Annotated in this window: 17 protein-coding genes and 1 riboswitch; of the genes, 16 read left to right on the top strand and 1 reads right to left on the bottom strand. The window is 38.7% G+C overall.

Annotated features, from left to right (window positions below; all coding sequences use genetic code 11):
- Positions 1–6: 6 nt before the first annotated feature.
- The 9 genes from ACLR96_RS00455 to ACLR96_RS00415 all read left to right on the top strand — a co-directional run bounded on the left by ACLR96_RS00455 (position 7) and on the right by ACLR96_RS00415 (position 8,650).
- Positions 7–1,125 carry a helix-turn-helix domain-containing protein gene (locus ACLR96_RS00455; RefSeq protein WP_177267854.1) on the top strand — a complete coding sequence of 373 codons (1,119 nt, stop codon included), beginning with the start codon at positions 7–9 and terminating at the stop codon, positions 1,123–1,125.
- A 1-nt stretch (position 1,126) separates the two neighbouring features.
- A complete protein-coding gene (locus tag ACLR96_RS00450; protein WP_177267853.1) occupies positions 1,127–2,038 on the top strand; it encodes an ATP-binding cassette domain-containing protein in 912 nt (303 codons plus the stop codon).
- Positions 2,035–2,820, top strand: a complete 786-nt coding sequence (locus ACLR96_RS00445) for an ABC transporter permease (protein ID WP_177267852.1) — start codon at positions 2,035–2,037, stop codon at positions 2,818–2,820. The genes ACLR96_RS00450 and ACLR96_RS00445 overlap by 4 nt, the downstream gene beginning before the upstream one ends.
- Positions 2,821–2,970: 150 nt before the next feature.
- Positions 2,971–4,206 carry an MFS transporter gene (locus ACLR96_RS00440; RefSeq protein ID WP_177267851.1) on the top strand — a complete coding sequence of 412 codons (1,236 nt, stop codon included), beginning with the start codon at positions 2,971–2,973 and terminating at the stop codon, positions 4,204–4,206.
- Between the two features lie 164 nt (positions 4,207–4,370).
- On the top strand, positions 4,371–4,745 hold the full coding sequence (locus ACLR96_RS00435) for a Fur family transcriptional regulator (protein ID WP_177267850.1): 375 nt from the start codon (positions 4,371–4,373) through the stop codon (positions 4,743–4,745).
- A 76-nt stretch (positions 4,746–4,821) separates the two neighbouring features.
- Positions 4,822–5,358 carry a rubrerythrin gene (rbr, locus tag ACLR96_RS00430; protein ID WP_177267849.1) on the top strand — a complete coding sequence of 179 codons (537 nt, stop codon included), beginning with the start codon at positions 4,822–4,824 and terminating at the stop codon, positions 5,356–5,358.
- A 195-nt stretch (positions 5,359–5,553) separates the two neighbouring features.
- Positions 5,554–6,939, top strand: a complete 1,386-nt coding sequence (locus ACLR96_RS00425; protein WP_177267848.1) for an amino acid permease — start codon at positions 5,554–5,556, stop codon at positions 6,937–6,939.
- 30 nt (positions 6,940–6,969) lie between these two features.
- Positions 6,970–7,242: a hypothetical protein gene (locus ACLR96_RS00420; RefSeq protein ID WP_177267847.1), complete on the top strand. Its 273-nt coding sequence runs from the start codon at positions 6,970–6,972 to the stop codon at positions 7,240–7,242.
- A 556-nt stretch (positions 7,243–7,798) separates the two neighbouring features.
- Positions 7,799–8,650 (top strand): metallophosphoesterase, encoded by an 852-nt coding sequence (locus ACLR96_RS00415; protein ID WP_177267846.1) that lies wholly within the window; start codon positions 7,799–7,801, stop codon positions 8,648–8,650.
- Positions 8,651–8,655: 5 nt separating this feature from the next.
- Here the strand turns inward: ACLR96_RS00415 and ACLR96_RS00410 are convergent, their stop codons facing one another.
- On the bottom strand, positions 8,656–8,904 hold the full coding sequence (locus tag ACLR96_RS00410) for a YlmC/YmxH family sporulation protein (protein ID WP_177267845.1): 249 nt from the start codon (positions 8,902–8,904) through the stop codon (positions 8,656–8,658).
- Between the two features lie 54 nt (positions 8,905–8,958).
- Here ACLR96_RS00410 and ACLR96_RS00405 point away from each other — a divergent pair, with 54 nt between their 5' ends.
- The 7 genes from ACLR96_RS00405 to ACLR96_RS00375 all read left to right on the top strand — a co-directional run bounded on the left by ACLR96_RS00405 (position 8,959) and on the right by ACLR96_RS00375 (position 16,656).
- The gene (locus ACLR96_RS00405; protein ID WP_177267844.1) at positions 8,959–9,657 is read left to right on the top strand and encodes an ATP-dependent Clp protease proteolytic subunit; all 699 of its coding nucleotides are present in this window, start codon (positions 8,959–8,961) and stop codon (positions 9,655–9,657) included.
- Positions 9,658–9,740: 83 nt separating this feature from the next.
- Positions 9,741–10,898 (top strand): hypothetical protein, encoded by a 1,158-nt coding sequence (locus ACLR96_RS00400; RefSeq protein WP_177267843.1) that lies wholly within the window; start codon positions 9,741–9,743, stop codon positions 10,896–10,898.
- Between the two features lie 81 nt (positions 10,899–10,979).
- Positions 10,980–11,124, top strand: a riboswitch (FMN riboswitch).
- A 248-nt stretch (positions 11,125–11,372) separates the two neighbouring features.
- Complete coding sequence (gene ribD, locus ACLR96_RS00395; RefSeq protein ID WP_177267842.1) at positions 11,373–12,476, top strand: bifunctional diaminohydroxyphosphoribosylaminopyrimidine deaminase/5-amino-6-(5-phosphoribosylamino)uracil reductase RibD; 1,104 nt, start codon at positions 11,373–11,375, stop codon at positions 12,474–12,476.
- Positions 12,461–13,114, top strand: coding sequence for a riboflavin synthase (gene ribE / locus ACLR96_RS00390; protein ID WP_177267841.1), 654 nt, complete (start codon positions 12,461–12,463; stop codon positions 13,112–13,114). Before ribD ends, ribE (ACLR96_RS00390) begins: the two co-directional genes overlap by 16 nt.
- Before the next feature lie 21 nt (positions 13,115–13,135).
- The gene (locus ACLR96_RS00385; RefSeq protein ID WP_177267840.1) at positions 13,136–14,335 is read left to right on the top strand and encodes a bifunctional 3,4-dihydroxy-2-butanone-4-phosphate synthase/GTP cyclohydrolase II; all 1,200 of its coding nucleotides are present in this window, start codon (positions 13,136–13,138) and stop codon (positions 14,333–14,335) included.
- Positions 14,336–14,375: 40 nt separating this feature from the next.
- Positions 14,376–14,852 (top strand): 6,7-dimethyl-8-ribityllumazine synthase, encoded by a 477-nt coding sequence (gene ribE / locus ACLR96_RS00380; RefSeq protein WP_177267839.1) that lies wholly within the window; start codon positions 14,376–14,378, stop codon positions 14,850–14,852.
- Between the two features lie 115 nt (positions 14,853–14,967).
- The gene (locus tag ACLR96_RS00375) at positions 14,968–16,656 is read left to right on the top strand and encodes a Na/Pi symporter (RefSeq protein WP_177267838.1); all 1,689 of its coding nucleotides are present in this window, start codon (positions 14,968–14,970) and stop codon (positions 16,654–16,656) included.
- The last annotated feature ends 37 nt before the right edge of the window (positions 16,657–16,693 follow it).

The following is a 16,693-nucleotide window of genomic DNA, read 5'->3' as shown; positions in this document are numbered from 1 at the left end:
AGGATAGTGAAAGAGATTAATATTGGACGTATTTTGATTGAGAATCGTCATAAAAAGGGGATTACGCAAGAGGAGCTTGCTGAATATATAGGTGTTTCTAAGGCTGCGGTTTCAAAATGGGAAACGCAAATGACATATCCTGATATTGCTTTGCTGCCGCGCTTAGCAGCGTATTTTGATATAAGTATTGATGAGCTTATGGGCTATAGACCGCAAATGACAAAGGAAGAAATCAGAGAATGGTATTGCAGATTTACTAAGGAATTTTCTGATTTACCCTTTGATGAAGTTTTGGAACATTGCCTCCGGATGGCAAGAAAATATTATTCTTGTTATCTGTTTTTGTTTCATATTGGTATTCTGCTGGTTAATCATTTTATGCTTGCTGAGACTATTGAGAAGTCTCGGAGGGCTCTGGAAGAAGCAAGAGGATTTTTTCAGCATGTGAAAAATGGAACAGATGATCCCGGCCTTGGCAAAAAGGCTCTTCAAATGGAAGCATATTGCTGGCTGGCTCTTAAATGTCCTGAAAAAGCACTGGAGATTATGGATAAAGATGAGGATGGGTTTGGAAGCAATGAACCGCTGATGGCAGCGGCATATCAGATGACGGGTAATCTTACGGAATCCGGAAAAATATTGCAGATTGGAATTTATAAGAATATAGTTTCTCTTTGTAATTTGTTTTCTTCTTATATGAACATGTCGCAGAGTGATGATGGGATATTTGGCGGGATATGCAAACGATTTCAGGCAATTTCAGATGTTTTTGATTTAGATAAATTACATCCCGGTATAATTCTTCCATGTTATCTTGCTATGGCACAGGGCTGGGCAGTCCGGGGAAAATCAGATAGAGCTTTTCTTTTTTTAGAAAAATATACTGATCTGGCAACAGGAGATATTTATCCTTTGAGGCTGCATGGCGATATATTTTTTAATATGATTGATGAGTGGCTTGGGGAGGTTTCGAATCTGGGAAATTATCCGCCCAGAGATGAATCTGTGATTCGTCGGAGCATGACACAGGCGCTCACAGCAAATCCGGCATTTAAAAGCCTGAGGACAGATTCTCGTTTTCAGGAAATGGTTTCACGATTAAAAGATAGTGAAAGGAAGAAATGATATGAAGGCAATAACTTTACAAAATCTTTCAAAAACTTATTCAGGAGGAAAGCAGGCGGTTAAACAGATCTCTCTGTCTTTAGAACGGGGCGAAGTATTTGGTTTTCTTGGACCTAATGGTGCAGGAAAAACAACAACAGTAAAATTGCTGAATGGTATGCTTGTTCCTTCAGAAGGAAATTGCAGTGTCATGGGATTTGATCCTGCGGAAAAGTCGGAAAAAGTTCATGCTTTGTCAGGTGTAGTAACAGAACATGCTCAGATGTATGATAATCTCACCGGTATGCAGAATCTGATTTTTTTCGCTTCTATTTATGGAGTCTGTAAAACTGATTCTCTAAAGCGTGCAGAAGTTTTACTGGAACAGCTGAATCTGGAGGAAGCAGGTAACATGAGGTTGTCTACTTATTCAACCGGCATGAGACAGAGACTTTCCATGGCAAGGGCTCTGATCCATAGACCTCAGGTACTTTTTTTAGATGAGCCGACTTCGGGACTTGATCCTGAAAGCGCTCAAAATGTTAACAGACTGATTCGGAATATGGCGAAGCAGGAAGGAGTTACTATTTTCTTATGTACGCATCAGCTTCGGTATGCTCAAGAGATCTGCACCAAATATGGCTTGATCGAGGAGGGAAAATTGCTTGCTGAAGGAACATTAGATCAACTGCGGAAAAAGGTGAAGCCCGGTGCCGCAGTAAAAATATATGCTGATAATGTGCCAAAAGGAACATCACTCCAAGAAATAGGAACGCATCAATATGAAACAGTTATACGGTCTGATGATGAAATTCCGAAAATTGTTCGCAATATTGTTGAGGGAGGAGGAGATATTTATTCTGTTACGGCTCAAAGGCCCTCGCTGGAGGATATTTATTTTGCTCTTACGACAAGAGAGGAGGAGATATTATGAGAGATTCTATGATGGCTCTCATCAAGAAAGATTTTCGCGGTGTTACAACTAACAAACATTTGTTTACGGGGCTTTTAGTTGTTCCTCTTGTACTTACTATAATTCTGCCTTCTGTGTTTGTATTTCTGATCTATTTTAATCCAAATGATCCTGATATACAGAAACTTTTGGAGTTGCTGCCTCAGTCGGCTCAATATGACAGTTTGGAACTTACGGTTGCCGGAATGATTCTAAACTTTATTCTTCCGGTTTTCTTTTTGATAATCCCCATAATGACAGCTTCCATTATGGCTGCCAGCTCTTTTGTAGGAGAAAAAGAGAAACATACTCTGGAGACGCTTCTTTATTGTCCTATGTCTGTAAAGCAGATTTTTCGTTCAAAGGTTGCGGCATCATTTATACTGAGCATGACAGTATCTTTGATTTCATTTTTAGCTATGATATTGGTGCTTGAGTTTGAGACATTTTTTCTTATGGGAAATTTACTTTTGCCCAGTGTAAACTGGCTGATCATTCTTCTTATCGTTTCTCCGGCTGTTTCATTGATTGCGGTGACGCTGATAGTTCGTGTATCTGCTAAGGCTCAGAGTGTGGAAGAGTCACAGCAAAGTGCCGTATTTCTTATCATCCCCCTTATTCTACTGATTGCAGGACAGTTTACAGGGGTATTGCTTCTTAATAAATGGATTCTTTTAGGGATTGGAGCAGTATGTGCTCTTCTGGCATGGCTGCTTCTTAAAAAATGTATGGGACGTTTCACATATGAAATGCTTTTGAAATAAAGTTATGTGATGAGATTGAAAACCTTCTGAAAAATAAAAATTTTCGGAAGATTTTTTGTGAAATATCTTGCCTTTTCAATGGATTTCAAAATCATAAATTTATGTTATACTAAAAATGTAGAAATAAAAGAAATACATCATGGAGGTAATATGAAAAAGAAAAACGATGTAATAATGGAGCAGCCTAAGCTTGGGGTAAGGCTGTTTTCTGTTTCTATTATGATTTTAACGGCGGTAGTATGGATGGCTTTAGATATTTATCTTCCGGCGCTGCCTATATTGAAAGAGGTTTTTGATGTATCGGCGAGTTATTTGAATTTAACACTGACTATAGGGATAATCACTACTGCTGTAGGTACTCTGATCGGAGGTCCCTTCAGCGATAAATATGGAAGAAAGCCTGTTTTTTCAGTGGGAATTACATTAAGTTTTGTTTTTACGTTTTTGTGTACTTTTGCAGGCAGTGTTGAGTTTCTCATTGTAGTAAGAGGTCTTGCCGGTATGGGTAACGGTATTATTCTGACGGTGACAACTGCAATGATAAAAGATACTTTCTCCGGAAGTAAGTTTAAAAGCGTGATGACGGTTTTACAGTCAGCAGCTATTATAGGTCCTATTCTGGCGCCTTCTGTGGGTTCTTTAATTATAAGCTGTCTCAGCTGGAGATGGATGTTTGTATTCATAGCCGTGGTTTCGGTGATACCTTCTGTTTTTATTTTGATGTCCAGAGAAACATGGCCTAAAGAACATAGAGTTTCTGACAGCACGCTGACGGCCATCAAAGAAACACTGAACACAGCTAAAGATAAACCTTTTGCCATGTTTGCCGCAGTTATGGCGATACTTACCATTCCTATGTGGGCATATATTTCAGTTTGCTCGTATATTTATATTACTGATTTTGGTGTTTCCAATATGCAGTATGGTGTTTTATATGCTCTGGGAGCGGGAGTTTCCTGTATATCGCCATTTCTTTACATGGTAATAACGAAGCGGTTTTCTACCGGCAGAGCCTGTGAAGTATGCTTGGGGCTTATATTGATGTCAGGTATACTGCTGGTGGCGATAGGCGGCCGCGCCCCTATATTGTTCCTCTTATCGACGTTGCCGTTTATCGTAGCTGAAGGAATGATACGTGCGTTGGGAATGGTCGTTTTGCTGGAACAGTATTCTCGCGTTGCAGGAGCTGCCAGCGCTATGATTAATTTCATACTTAACATCGTAGGTACTGTGGGTGCATCACTTGCAACTCTAAGTTGGAGCAGTTATATTACAGCTTTGTCAGTCATATGTATAGGCTGTATGTCAGCGGCTTTACTGATATGGATTATAATTGTAAAAAAGAAAATAATGGCTGAGCGGCTGTTTGGCCGATTAAAGAGATAACTTTTGATCCTTATAAAAGGGCTGAATCAACTGTATTGTATATATTAAGGAATTTTTTCTAATATACAAAGGCAAATTATGCTAATATTTTTTGAAAAACATGTTGACAAAAAAGGTAAAAAGCATATAATTAAAAATAGAATAATTCTAAAAGAGGCGATGACATGACCAAAAACGGAAAGATGATAATGGAGATCATTTATGAATCTGCGGAACATCTGACTGCTGAACAGATCTTTATACAGGCAAAGGAGAAGGCGCCTAAGATTGTACTGGCTACAGTATATAACAATCTGAAAAGACTTGTTGATAAGAAACTGATAAGGCGTGTAACTCTTGACGGCAGTCCCGATCGTTACGATAAGCCTACACGTCACGATCATCTGATCTGTGATAAATGTGGTAAGCTGTCAGATATTCATCTGGATGATTTATCCAATAGATTAGAACGTGATATAGGAATGCCTATTGTATCGTATGATCTTAATATCCATTATCTTTGTGAAAAGTGCCGAGGGAAATCATCACCAGAGCATTGAGCCGGTGTAATGCGTTTATCAGCGCTGTTATGCGCATTACGAGACAAGCCAGAAGCAGCGCAGAAAAGAGGGAGTAATGAGTAAATATGCAGGAACACAGACAGAAAAGAATTTAATGGAAGCTTTTGCAGGAGAATCACAGGCAAGGAATAAGTATACATATTTTTCATCTGTTGCCAAAAAAGAAGGCTACGAACAGATTGCAGCTTTATTCCTCAAGACGGCAGAAAATGAAAAGGAACACGCAAAGATGTGGTTTAAGGAACTGGAAGGTATCGGCGATACTGCTCAGAATCTGAAAGCTGCCGCAGAAGGTGAAAATTACGAATGGACAGATATGTATGATGGATTTGCTAAAACTGCAGAAGAAGAAGGATTCCCTGAATTAGCTGCAAGATTCCGTCTTGTAGGAGCTGTTGAGAAGCACCATGAAGAACGTTACAGAGCTCTTCTTAAGAATGTAGAAACAGCAGCAGTATTTGAAAAGAGTGAAGTAAAAGTTTGGGAATGTCGTAATTGCGGACATATCATAGTAGGAACTAAGGCTCCGGAGATCTGCCCTACTTGCAGACATCCTAAGAGCTATTTCGAAGTACATGCTGAAAACTATTAGGAATAAGTATATAGTTTTTTTTGAAAAGAACATCCTGTGTGGGATGTTCTTTTTATATTCTTGATAAAAGAAAAAGCCGTAACTGTTTTTTATGTGATATGAGTAAAGTCGATTGTTTTCCGGAAAAATATATAGTAAACTTATAAAAGTATTTTTAAGGTCAACAGAAAAAAGATATACTGGGAAAGAAATCAAATGGAAAACAGACTTGAAAAACGTTATGGATTGGTGACAGCAATCACTATGGTCGTCGGGATCGCAATCGGCAGCGGTATTTTTTTTAAAGCTGAAAAAATATTGAACTGTACAGGAGGCAATACTCCTATAGGCATAATCGCATGGATCATAGGAGGAAGTATTATGATCGTATGCGCATATACATTTGCTAATCTGGCTGCAAAATATGAAAGGGTTAACGGTGTGGTTGATTATGCTGAAGAAATGCTGGGATCCCAGTATGGATATTATATAGCGTGGTTTCTGGCTGTCATGTATTATCCTGCTATGACATCTGTGTTGGCATGGGTATCTGCAAAATATATTTGTGTTCTCATAGGGTGGGATATAAAAGGAGGCGCCTGTATGGCAGTAGCGGGGTTTTGTCTTATTGCGAGTTATGCTTTAAATGCTTTATCTCCTATGCTTGCAGGTAGATTTCAGGTATCAACTACAATTGTAAAAATGATTCCTCTTGTATTTATGGCCATAATAGGGACTGTAAAAGGACTTGCCAGCGGTCTTATGATAGAGAATTTTACACAAGTTGTAGTGCCGGCAAAGGAGTTGGGAGGTACGGGACACATATTGTTTACCGCTGTATGCGCTACAGCGTTTGCCTATGATGGCTGGATAATCGCCACATCTATAAATTCGGAACTTAAGGACTCCAAGAAAACTCTCCCTAAAGCCCTTGTGATAGGAACTTTTATAGTTATGCTGACGTATGTCGTTTATTATATAGGTCTTTCCGGCGCGGTAGAAAATAAAATCATGATGGCAGGAGGAGAAGCAGGAGCGAGGCTGGCCTTTACTAATGCATTTTCACAGGTCGGAGGAGTGGCTTTGTTCGTGTTTATCATTATATCCTGTATCGGAACATTAAATGGGCTCATGTTAGGCTGTATACGCGGGATGTATGCTCTGGGTGTAAGGAATGAAGGTCCGAGGCCAGATATATTCCGACAGGTGGACCCGGTTATTAATATGCCGACTAATTCTGCTGTCATAGGAGTGCTGCTGTGCAGCGTATGGCTTTTGTACTTTTACGGAGCCAATCTCAGTAATGAGTGGTTCGGACCTTTTTCTTTTGACAGTTCGGAGTTGCCGATCATAACCATATATGCTTTTTATATACCAATATTCATAATGGTAATGAAAAAAGAAAAAAAATGGGGAATGTTTAAGAGATTTGTGATGCCAGCGGCTTCTATATGCGGCTGTATATTTATGATGGTCGCGGCGGTAGTTTCTCATAAAAAAGATGTATTGTTCTATCTTATAGTTTTCGCTGCAGTAATGTTTGCAGGGGTGTTAATAAGCAGAAAGGGGAATAGAGCAAGATATCAAAAACGTGAAATGTAGTATATATGGAAAAGGTGAAACTGAGGGAAGATGAAAAAGCCGGCTGAATATCTGAAATCATCGAGATTTACTGCTGTAAATTTGACGTGGACAGTGGACAAAGTAATGAAGAAGGCTTATGATATTTTTGAAAACAAATCCTCAGATGACATCGACGAAGCAGAAGACATAGCAGAGATCATGAATAAAGAAGCGGTGAAAATTCATGAGAAAGATATACGAATATGTAAGGATATTTCACAGTGGAAGGAAAGGTCTGCTTTCTTACGAGCTTGTAAATGCAGGGAAACTGTATACCTATAGAGCTTGAACAGGAGAAATAAAAGAAAGTTTTTATGAAAACATGTTGCTCCAAAAACTGTAAAATGTTATAATTTCACATTTGATGTCACAGATGACAGCTATATTAACAGAACAAGGGATATGACGGCTTCCTTTCAGAGGCAGCCTGAAAAAAGTCATGAATATGGAATAAAGAGGGTATGAGAGTGTGAGAAAGCAGAGGGTAGGATAAAAGATGTGGTTTTTGATATTATTGGCTGCGGTTTATTTGGCGGTAAATTTTTTCTTATGGCATAGAGTTATAAGGCTTCTTAAAAATATCCACGGTTTTTTTGGAAACAAGTGGATTATGATTGTATTTACTTTGTTATATCTGTTTTTTTTAAATAGCATATGGATATGGGTAATTTTCGATGATCCAATATGGACGGCTTTTTTTAAATATATAAATAATGTATGGATAGGAATATTTATTTATGCTTTAATTTTTGTGGCTGCTGCGGAAATTGTCACATTTATTCTATGGGCTTTTAAAAAGATGAGAAAGGGATATGACGGTTATCGCAGGTATATTGTTATGCGAGGAACTGCAGTAGTCTTGCTGGTGATAAGTTTCAGTCTGTATGGAGTGTTTCATTATCAGAACATAAAAGTAAATAATTATGAAATCGATATAGACAAATCATCACATGCTGGTGATTCCATGAGAATTGTTCTTGTGGCAGATACTCATCTCGGCTATTCTGTGGGAAATGATATGATGTCTGAGATGGTGGATCTGATAAACCGGCAGAAACCAGATCTTGTGGTATTCGCCGGAGATATAGTTGATAATGATTATTATGCAGTGTCTGATGCAGAAAAAACTGCAGAAACATTGTCGCGCATAAATTCAAAATATGGTGTTTATGGATGCTATGGCAATCATGATGTAAAAGAGACTTTGATCGGAGGATTTACTGTATCTTTAGATGAAGAGGCAAAGATACCTCCGGAAGTTGAAGAATTTGTTCAAAGGGCAGGGATAAAAATACTTCAGGATGAATCTGAAACTGTGGCAGGCGATATTATCCTGCTGGGAAGATATGATGCATCCAAACCAAACAGCAGCAGCGGGAAAAGAGCTTCTATAGATCAACTGACTGAGGATCTTGACAAGAAAAAGCTTATAATATGCATAGATCATCAGCCCTCCCAGCTTCAGGAAAAAGCCTCGGCGGGAGTTGATCTTGATCTTTGCGGACATACTCACGACGGGCAGATTTTTCCTGGAAATATAACTATAAATTTTTTCTGGGATAATCCTTATGGTCTTCTTAAAGTTGATGATATGTATTCCATAGTTACTTCCGGTGTGGGAGTCTGGGGACCGGCTATGAGAGTAGGTACCGACAGTGAGATTGCTGTTATAGATATTGATTTGAGATAATGATATCAGCATGGAGGAGAAGACTGGAATATTATCATGTCTTCTCCTATTATCACTATACTGCTCCACGGCAGTTCACACATATCTCCTATGCTTTTTCTGAAAATACCGGTGCTTTCCATAGACGGGACAAGCACTGATTTTATTTTCCCTGTTTTTTTGTCAAAAATCATTTCGGCATCCCAAAGCTGACCATGACTGCATCCCGTTGAAAGATCAACGATTTCTTTATTTCCGATTTCACTTAACCGCATAATATACTCCTTAAATACAGATAATATTAATGATATTAAGTTTAAGAGGAGATTATGAAGGTGAAAGAGGAAAAAAAAGAAAAAAAGACTGCTGAGCAGGAAAACAGTACGAGAGATCTTATTACAGAGCTTGGCCTTTTAACTACCGGAACGGATTTTGAAAGCGATGTTCAATATATAAATATTATAGGCAGCATAGAGGGGCATAATGTTCTTCCGCCTGATAACAAGGCTACAAAATATGAACATCTAATACCCCAGCTTATAGCTGTAGAGGAAAATCCTAAGCTTAAAGGTCTTTTGGTTGTTTTGAATACTGTAGGAGGTGATGTTGAAGCGGGGCTTGCCCTTGCAGAAATGATATCTACTTTATCAAAACCGACTGTATCTCTTGTTCTGGGAGGCGGACACAGCATAGGCATACCGCTTGCAACAGCTACGGATTATTCATTTATAGCCAAAACTGCCACCATGACGCTGCATCCTATCAGAACTACCGGAATAGTGATCACATCAGAGACTACTTTTGATTATATGAGAAAAACGCAAGAACGTGTGATCAATTTTATAGAGGAACATTCAAAAGCCAAACGTGATGAAATAATATGGCTTATGAACAGCAATGACAATATGTCTAATGATGTGGGAACTGTACTTTTCGGAAAAGAAGCTGTGGAAACTGGTATAATCGATCAAATCGGAGGAGTGTCTCAGGCGATAGCAGAGCTGAGAAAAAGAATAGAAGAAAAATAAAATTATTGACAATATTTTCCATAAGATGTATTATATTAAAAGGAATTAATTTCCATATAATGCATTAATTTGAAAGGAGAATTATGGAAAATATTTCATTGATGATTGTCACAGATGACAAAGCGTATGGCAGGGCACTGAGCAAAGCTTTGATTCACCTATGTGTAGGTATGATAATACAGATGATAGGAAAGAGTGAGTTTTTCTCAAAGATGAGGGAATACGGTAATGAGAAGGATGAAGTATCTTTCCTTGAATCTGTAGATTTGATATTATGGGATGGAGCAGAAGCAGAATCATCTTACGGAGGCAGAATTATACTTTTGTCTGAGAAACCGGTTATGTCTGTAAAAGATTTTAATGAAGGAAAATTCTGTATTTACAAATACAGTCAGGCTCAGTGCATAGCGGCGTCTTTGTTTGAGATATACAGTTTTTTGATAGGACGGCGTATGGTTAACATACAGCGTCAGAAAGTACGTATACTTGTTTTCTCCTCATGGATGGGAGGTTCAGGATGCACTGTAACCGCAATGGCGGCAGCTCAGGAATTGTGCCGTTTCAGAGGTAGTCGTGTTTTGTATCTTTCTTTTGAGGAAATAGAATCAACAGGTGAATTTATAGAAAGTCCTATCGGAGTAAAAGGAGTGGGCGTATATCTATATCATCTTTTTAAGAATTCGTCTTCTGTAATAAAATCAGACGGCATCGGGGATAATGAGTACCCTGTTGTAGAAGGTTATCTTGTACATGATGATTTCGGAGTGGAGGCCTTTGCTCCTACAGCTGGAAGGAATCCTTTAAGAGATATTACGGATGAGGAGCTTAATGTCTTTATGGCATCACTCATAGATATCGGACGATATGATTTTATTATAATAGATATGGGCGATAATCTGTCTGAAACTGATATAACATGTATGGAAATGTGCGAAAGGATATGTCTCGTATCTAAAGGACAGGGAAATGGCGCAAGAGAAAATCAATATCTGCAGCATCTCATATATCGCTGTGGAGAAGAGGTCATAGATAAAATAATAAAGGTAGAAAATCTGAAAACTGAGATTTCGAATACAGATAAAATTTCCGGGGAAAAGAATTGCATGATAGATGCAGACATATGCATAAATCGAAGCAGTACATTTTTACAGGAAGGGGAGATCATGCGCATATTTCTGGACGGAAAATTCGGAAACAGTATTAAAAGACTTGTAGAAAAACTTACAGAACCTGAAAGGTGATGTATGTATCAGATAGAATATTTTTTTAAATAATTCTTGACAGATATGCTTTACAGGACTAATATATTATACATAATTGAATATTATCTTCAGGGCAGGGTGAAATTCCCGATCGGCGGTAAAGTCCGCGAGTGTGAAAGCACAGGATTCAGCAGATATTTTGTCTGAATCAGGATTTGGTGAGATTCCAAAACCGACAGTATAGTCTGGATGGGAGAAGATATGATAAACGCAGTTTATGCGTATATTTGTGTAACCATTGGCTCTGAAACTATTTTTGTTTCAGAGTTTTTTATATTTTGGTTGTTAAATATGGCATGAACAGTGATTTGGCTATATTTTTTGTAATACCCTGAAAAATGTTCAGGGTATTTTTTATGAGGTGAATATTGCTTTATGAGATTGGCTGAACGTTGAAAAATCTGATGCTGAAAAGAAATGATAAAATTAGTTTTTATTTTGAAAGGATTTAAGATGAAGGATGAAAAATATATGCGTCTGGCGCTGAATTTAGCGGAAAAAGGCTGCGGAAAGGTAAACCCCAATCCTCTGGTAGGAGCTGTGATAGTAAAAAACAGCAAAGTGATAGGTAAGGGATATCATATGGAATATGGAGGCTTTCATGCAGAACGGGAAGCTATTTCTTCATGCTGTGAATGCCCGGAGGGCGCAGATATGTATGTAACTCTTGAGCCATGCTGTCATCAGGGAAAGCAGCCGCCATGTACAGAGGCTATAATACAGGCAGGGATAAAACATGTGATAGTAGGGTCTTATGATCCTAATCCTCTTGTTTCAGGAAAAGGTATACAAATGTTGAAGGAACATGGAATAAAGGTGACGGAAAATTTTTTGAGAGAGGAATGTGACTCTGTGAATTATGTGTTTTTTAATTTTATAAGTACAGGATTTCCATATGTGGTAATGAAATATGCTATGACTATGGATGGAAAGATCGCTGTACGCACAGGAGAATCAAGGTGGGTAACAGGTAAAGAAGCGAGAAAACAGGTACATCGTGACAGAAACCGGTATAGTGCTGTCATGGTGGGAATAGGCACTGTTCTTAAAGATGATCCTCTTTTAACTTGCAGGATTGCCGGAGGAAGAAATCCCATAAGGATAGTATGCGATACAGACCTCAGGATTCCTGAAGATTCGCAGATAGTAAAAACTTCCCGAGAAATCAGAACTATCATAGCTACAGCTTCCAATGATGTAAGACAATACCGGAAAATACAGCAGGCAGGATGTGAAATATTTCATATTCCTGTAAAGAACGGGCATATAGATCTTAAAAAACTTATGAGAAAACTTGGCGAAATAAATATAGACAGTGTTTTGCTGGAGGGAGGAGCCACTATTAACTGGGCGGCGCTTGAAGCAGATATAGTTAATAAGATACAGGTATATATATCTCCAAAATTATTTGGCGGAGGAAGAGCTCCGTCTCCTATAGGCGGCAAAGGAGTCAGTATGCCGGCGGCGGCTTTTATGGCATCGCCGCCTAAAATAACGTTTTTTAATGACGATATACTGTTGGAAAGCGAGGTCATGAAAAAGTGTTTACAGGAATAGTAGAGGAGATAGGGAAAATAAAAGAGATAAAAAAGGGGCCAGCGTCAGCGGTTTTTACTGTTGCTGCCGATAAAATACTGGAAGATACGGCACCGGGGGACAGTATCGCTGTAAATGGTGTTTGCCTTACAGTCACTGATCTGACGGACAGCCAATTTGAGGCGGATGTTATGCATGAGACTATCGAAAGATCCTCTATGGGAGATTTGGAAACGGGAAGTTTCGTCAATCTTGAGCGAGCGATTAAAGCCGGAGGAAGGTTTGGAGGACATATAGTATCGGGACATATAGATGGGACAGGAATAATAACAGACATTTCTCTTGATGATAATGCAATTTGGTATACAATACAGACTTCGGAAAAAATCATGAGATATATAGTTGAGAAAGGATCTGTGGCGATAGATGGAGCGAGTCTGACTGTAGTGCGGTGCGAAAGACAAAGCTTCATTGTTTCGGTGATACCTCATACAGTGGAAAATACCATATTTTCTGTAAAAAAAGAAGGGGATAAAGTGAATCTCGAAAATGATACTATAGGAAAATATGTGGAAAAAATGATGTTTAATAATACTGCACTTAATATGAAGGCAGACAGGGAAATTACAGAAAAATTTTTGATGGAAAATGGGTTTTAGAAAGAAAAGGAGAAAGTTATTATGGAGAAATTCAATACGATACAAGAGGCACTTGATGAGCTGAGAAAAGGAAAGATAATACTTGTTACAGATGATGAGGACAGAGAAAATGAGGGGGATATGGTATGCGCAGCTCAGTTTGCTACTACAGAGAATGTTAATTTTATGGCAAGTGTTGCAAAAGGTCTTATATGTATGCCTATGAGTGAAGAGTTTTGTCACAGGCTTCAGATTCCTCAGATGGTAAGTGAGAATACTGATAATCATGAAACTGCATTTACTGTTTCCATAGATCATATAAATACCTCCACAGGTATATCGGCGCAGGAACGGGGATTTACAGCCAGAGCGTGTACAAAAGAAAATGCAAAACCTCAGGATTTCAGACGGCCCGGTCACATGTTTCCTCTTAAATCAAAAAAGAACGGAGTTCTTGAGAGAAACGGACATACTGAGGCAACTGTAGATCTGCTCAGACTGGCGGGATTGAAAGAATGCGGCCTTTGCTGTGAAGTCATGAAAGACGACGGTACTATGATGAGGAAAAGCGATTTATTTCAGCTTGCCGAAAAATATAATATGAAGTTTATAACTATAAAAATGCTTCAGGATTACAGAAAAAAATATGAAAAGCTTGTAGAAAGAAAAGCTGTTGTAAAAATGCCGACAAAATACGGCGATTTTATGGCATATGGTTATGTCAATAAACTTAACGGAGAACATCACATGGCCTTAGTTAAGGGAGATATAGGAAGCGGTGAAAATCTTTTGTGCCGTGTGCATTCAGAATGTCTTACAGGTGATGCATTCGGTTCTGCACGCTGTGACTGCGGTCAGCAGCTTGCCAGTGCTATGACTCAGGTGGAACGGGAAGGCCGAGGAATAATCCTTTATATGAGACAGGAAGGCCGGGGGATTGGTCTTATAAATAAGCTTAGAGCATATGAATTACAGGATAAGGGAATGGACACCTTAGATGCCAATCTGAAGCTGGGCTTTCCGGCAGATATGAGAGAGTATTTTATAGGAGCGCAGATATTAAAGGATCTGGGAGCAAGGAAGCTGCGACTTCTTACTAATAATCCTGATAAGGTATATCAGCTTTCTGATTATGGTATGGAAATCATTGAAAGAGTCCCCATACAGATGGATGCTACAGAAAACGATTTGTTTTATCTTAAAACAAAACAGAGACGTATGGGGCATATTCTCAACTATTAACGGGAATATTTCATTGATAAAAAAGAAAAGGAGAATAGAAATGAAAGTATATGAAGGAAAACTTGTTTCAAAAGGAATAAAAGTAGGAATAATAGCAGCACGATTTAATGAGTTTATAACTTCAAAGCTGCTTTCGGGAGCTCTTGACACTTTAAAAAGGCATGATGTGAAAGATAATGATATTGATGTGGCATGGGTTCCGGGAGCCTTTGAAATACCTCTTGCGGCATCAAAAATGACCGGAACTGGAAAATATGATGCTGTTATATGTCTGGGAGCAGTAATCAGAGGTAATACGACTCATTATGATTATGTGTGCAGTGAAGTGTCCAAGGGAATATCACAAGTTTCGCTTTCCAGTGGAGTTCCTGTTATGTTTGGTGTTTTGACTACAGAGAATATACAGCAGGCTGTGGAGAGGGCAGGAACGAAAGCAGGAAATAAGGGTGCTGATTGTGCAGAAAGCGCCATAGAAATGGTCAATCTTCTCAGAGAAATATCATCTTCACATAGTTAACATAACCTTAACATAACCTTAACATTGCGATACTTTATTTAATATAGAATTAACAATATAATAAAAGCAACATAATATTATAGCAGTTAGATTTTGTATATGTAATGGTGGAGGAATGAATACTGAAATATTAAAGATCATATTGCAGCTGTTGGGCGGACTGGCATTATTTATCTATGGAATGAATTTCATGAGTGACGGATTACAAAAGGCTGCCGGGGACAAAATGAAGAGTATACTGGCCCTTCTCACGAAGAATGTATTTATCGGTGTTTTGGCGGGTGCGGCAGCTACAGCCGTGCTTCAGAGCAGCGGTGCAGTGACAGTAATGGTTATAGGTTTTGTTTCAGCAAAACTTATGACGCTTAAACAGGCAATCAGCATAATAATGGGGGCTAATATAGGAACATGTATAACAGCTCAGCTGGTGGCATTTCAGATCGGAGATTATTCGTGGGCATTTGTAATCGTCGGGTTTATTATGTACTTTTTCCTTTCTAAGTATGAGAAGATAAGAGATTTTGGACAGGCTATATTTGCTTTTGGTATTCTGTTTTCAGGGCTTAATATAATGGCGGCTGCAATGGAGCCGTTAGCTCAGAGTGAATTTTTCTCAAATCTCATGCTGAAGGTGGCGGATGTTCCTATTTTGGGAATAATTGCAGGCGCTATAATGACTACTATAGTTCAGAGCAGTTCAGCTTCCATTGCGGTACTGCAGAATTTGGCAAGCACAGCAGGGCCTGACGGAGTTACAAGTCTCATAGGGCTGACAGGTGCAATCCCTATTCTTTTCGGAACTAATATAGGTTCCACTACTACAGCTCTTTTGGCATCTATAGGAGGAACTGTAAACGCTAAACGTACTGCGATTTCTCACACTATTTTTAATGTGGTCGGGACTTTGATATTTATCTGGCTTACTGCATATATAGCGGATTTTGTCACTATGATATCTCCAAGCGGTCATCAGCTGGATGTGATTTCGAGGCAGATAGCTAATGCGCATCTCTGTTTTAATGTGGCAACGACTATACTTTTTCTGCCGCTGATAAATGTACTGGCGAAAGTAGTTACAAAACTTGTTCCGGGTACAGATGAAGAAAAAACTCTTATGGAAACAGTGTATCTTGATTATAATGTGCTGGAACAGCCTTTCGCAGCTATACACTTGGCAACCAAGGAAATCTCCAGAATGGCTGAGATAACTTCGGGAATGATAGTAGACACAAAAAAGGCGTTTCTTGCCAATGATCTTGAGGCTGCAAATAATGTCATTGAAACAGATAAAGTAATAAATCACCTTAGGGATATGGTAGTAAAATATCTTTCATCTATATTTCCTGTGGAAACGGTAACAGAACATCAGTCGGTGACAATTTCGGGACTTATGCATGTGGTATCAGATGTGGAGCATATAGGAGATGACTGTAAGAATATTGCGGGATTTGCTATAGATAAGATAACTTATGGCTATAAATTTTCGGATTCGGCATATGCAGAGATATACCAGTGTTTTGATTACGGAAGCAAGATGGTGAGCGATTCTATAGAAGCTCTTAATACCGGCAATACTTTACTTGCAAGACATGTTAAGGAACAGCAGGAAGCTATGGAGGACTTTGAAGAGAGATTAAGACATATGCATATGAAACGTTTAAATACTAAAAAATGTTCACCTGAATTTTCTGTCATATATACAGATGTCATTGCAAATATAAGAAAGATTGGGGACAGCTGCGACAATATAGCGAATGCGGTTTTGAGAGATATAAATTTCAAAGATATAGGTGAAAAAGAATAACGATATATGGAAGATATAAAACGGCAGCCATCTAATG

Source organism: Lentihominibacter sp., from assembly GCF_046951855.1.
GTDB lineage: Bacteria > Bacillota > Clostridia > Peptostreptococcales > Anaerovoracaceae > Lentihominibacter > Lentihominibacter hominis.
Note: the sequence above shows the minus strand (reverse complement) of the source record. Positions and strands in the feature narration are given on the sequence as shown.

What these genes read in the sequence shown, in the direction of transcription:
- ACLR96_RS00450 (WP_177267853.1), top strand. Translation starts at nt 1,127, where the DNA reads ATGAAGGCAATAACTTTACAAAATCTTTCAAAAACTTATTCAGGAGGA.
- ACLR96_RS00445 (WP_177267852.1), top strand. Translation starts at nt 2,035, where the DNA reads ATGAGAGATTCTATGATGGCTCTCATCAAGAAAGATTTTCGCGGTGTT.
- ACLR96_RS00440 (WP_177267851.1), top strand. Translation starts at nt 2,971, where the DNA reads ATGAAAAAGAAAAACGATGTAATAATGGAGCAGCCTAAGCTTGGGGTA.
- ACLR96_RS00435 (WP_177267850.1), top strand. Translation starts at nt 4,371, where the DNA reads ATGACCAAAAACGGAAAGATGATAATGGAGATCATTTATGAATCTGCG.
- rbr (WP_177267849.1), top strand. Translation starts at nt 4,822, where the DNA reads ATGAGTAAATATGCAGGAACACAGACAGAAAAGAATTTAATGGAAGCT.
- ACLR96_RS00425 (WP_177267848.1), top strand. Translation starts at nt 5,554, where the DNA reads ATGGAAAACAGACTTGAAAAACGTTATGGATTGGTGACAGCAATCACT.
- ACLR96_RS00420 (WP_177267847.1), top strand. Translation starts at nt 6,970, where the DNA reads ATGAAAAAGCCGGCTGAATATCTGAAATCATCGAGATTTACTGCTGTA.
- ACLR96_RS00415 (WP_177267846.1), top strand. Translation starts at nt 7,799, where the DNA reads ATGCGAGGAACTGCAGTAGTCTTGCTGGTGATAAGTTTCAGTCTGTAT.
- ACLR96_RS00410 (WP_177267845.1), bottom strand. Translation starts at nt 8,904, where the DNA reads ATGCGGTTAAGTGAAATCGGAAATAAAGAAATCGTTGATCTTTCAACG.
- ACLR96_RS00405 (WP_177267844.1), top strand. Translation starts at nt 8,959, where the DNA reads ATGAAGGTGAAAGAGGAAAAAAAAGAAAAAAAGACTGCTGAGCAGGAA.
- ACLR96_RS00400 (WP_177267843.1), top strand. Translation starts at nt 9,741, where the DNA reads ATGGAAAATATTTCATTGATGATTGTCACAGATGACAAAGCGTATGGC.
- ribD (WP_177267842.1), top strand. Translation starts at nt 11,373, where the DNA reads ATGAAGGATGAAAAATATATGCGTCTGGCGCTGAATTTAGCGGAAAAA.
- ACLR96_RS00385 (WP_177267840.1), top strand. Translation starts at nt 13,136, where the DNA reads ATGGAGAAATTCAATACGATACAAGAGGCACTTGATGAGCTGAGAAAA.
- ribE (WP_177267839.1), top strand. Translation starts at nt 14,376, where the DNA reads ATGAAAGTATATGAAGGAAAACTTGTTTCAAAAGGAATAAAAGTAGGA.
- ACLR96_RS00375 (WP_177267838.1), top strand. Translation starts at nt 14,968, where the DNA reads ATGAATACTGAAATATTAAAGATCATATTGCAGCTGTTGGGCGGACTG.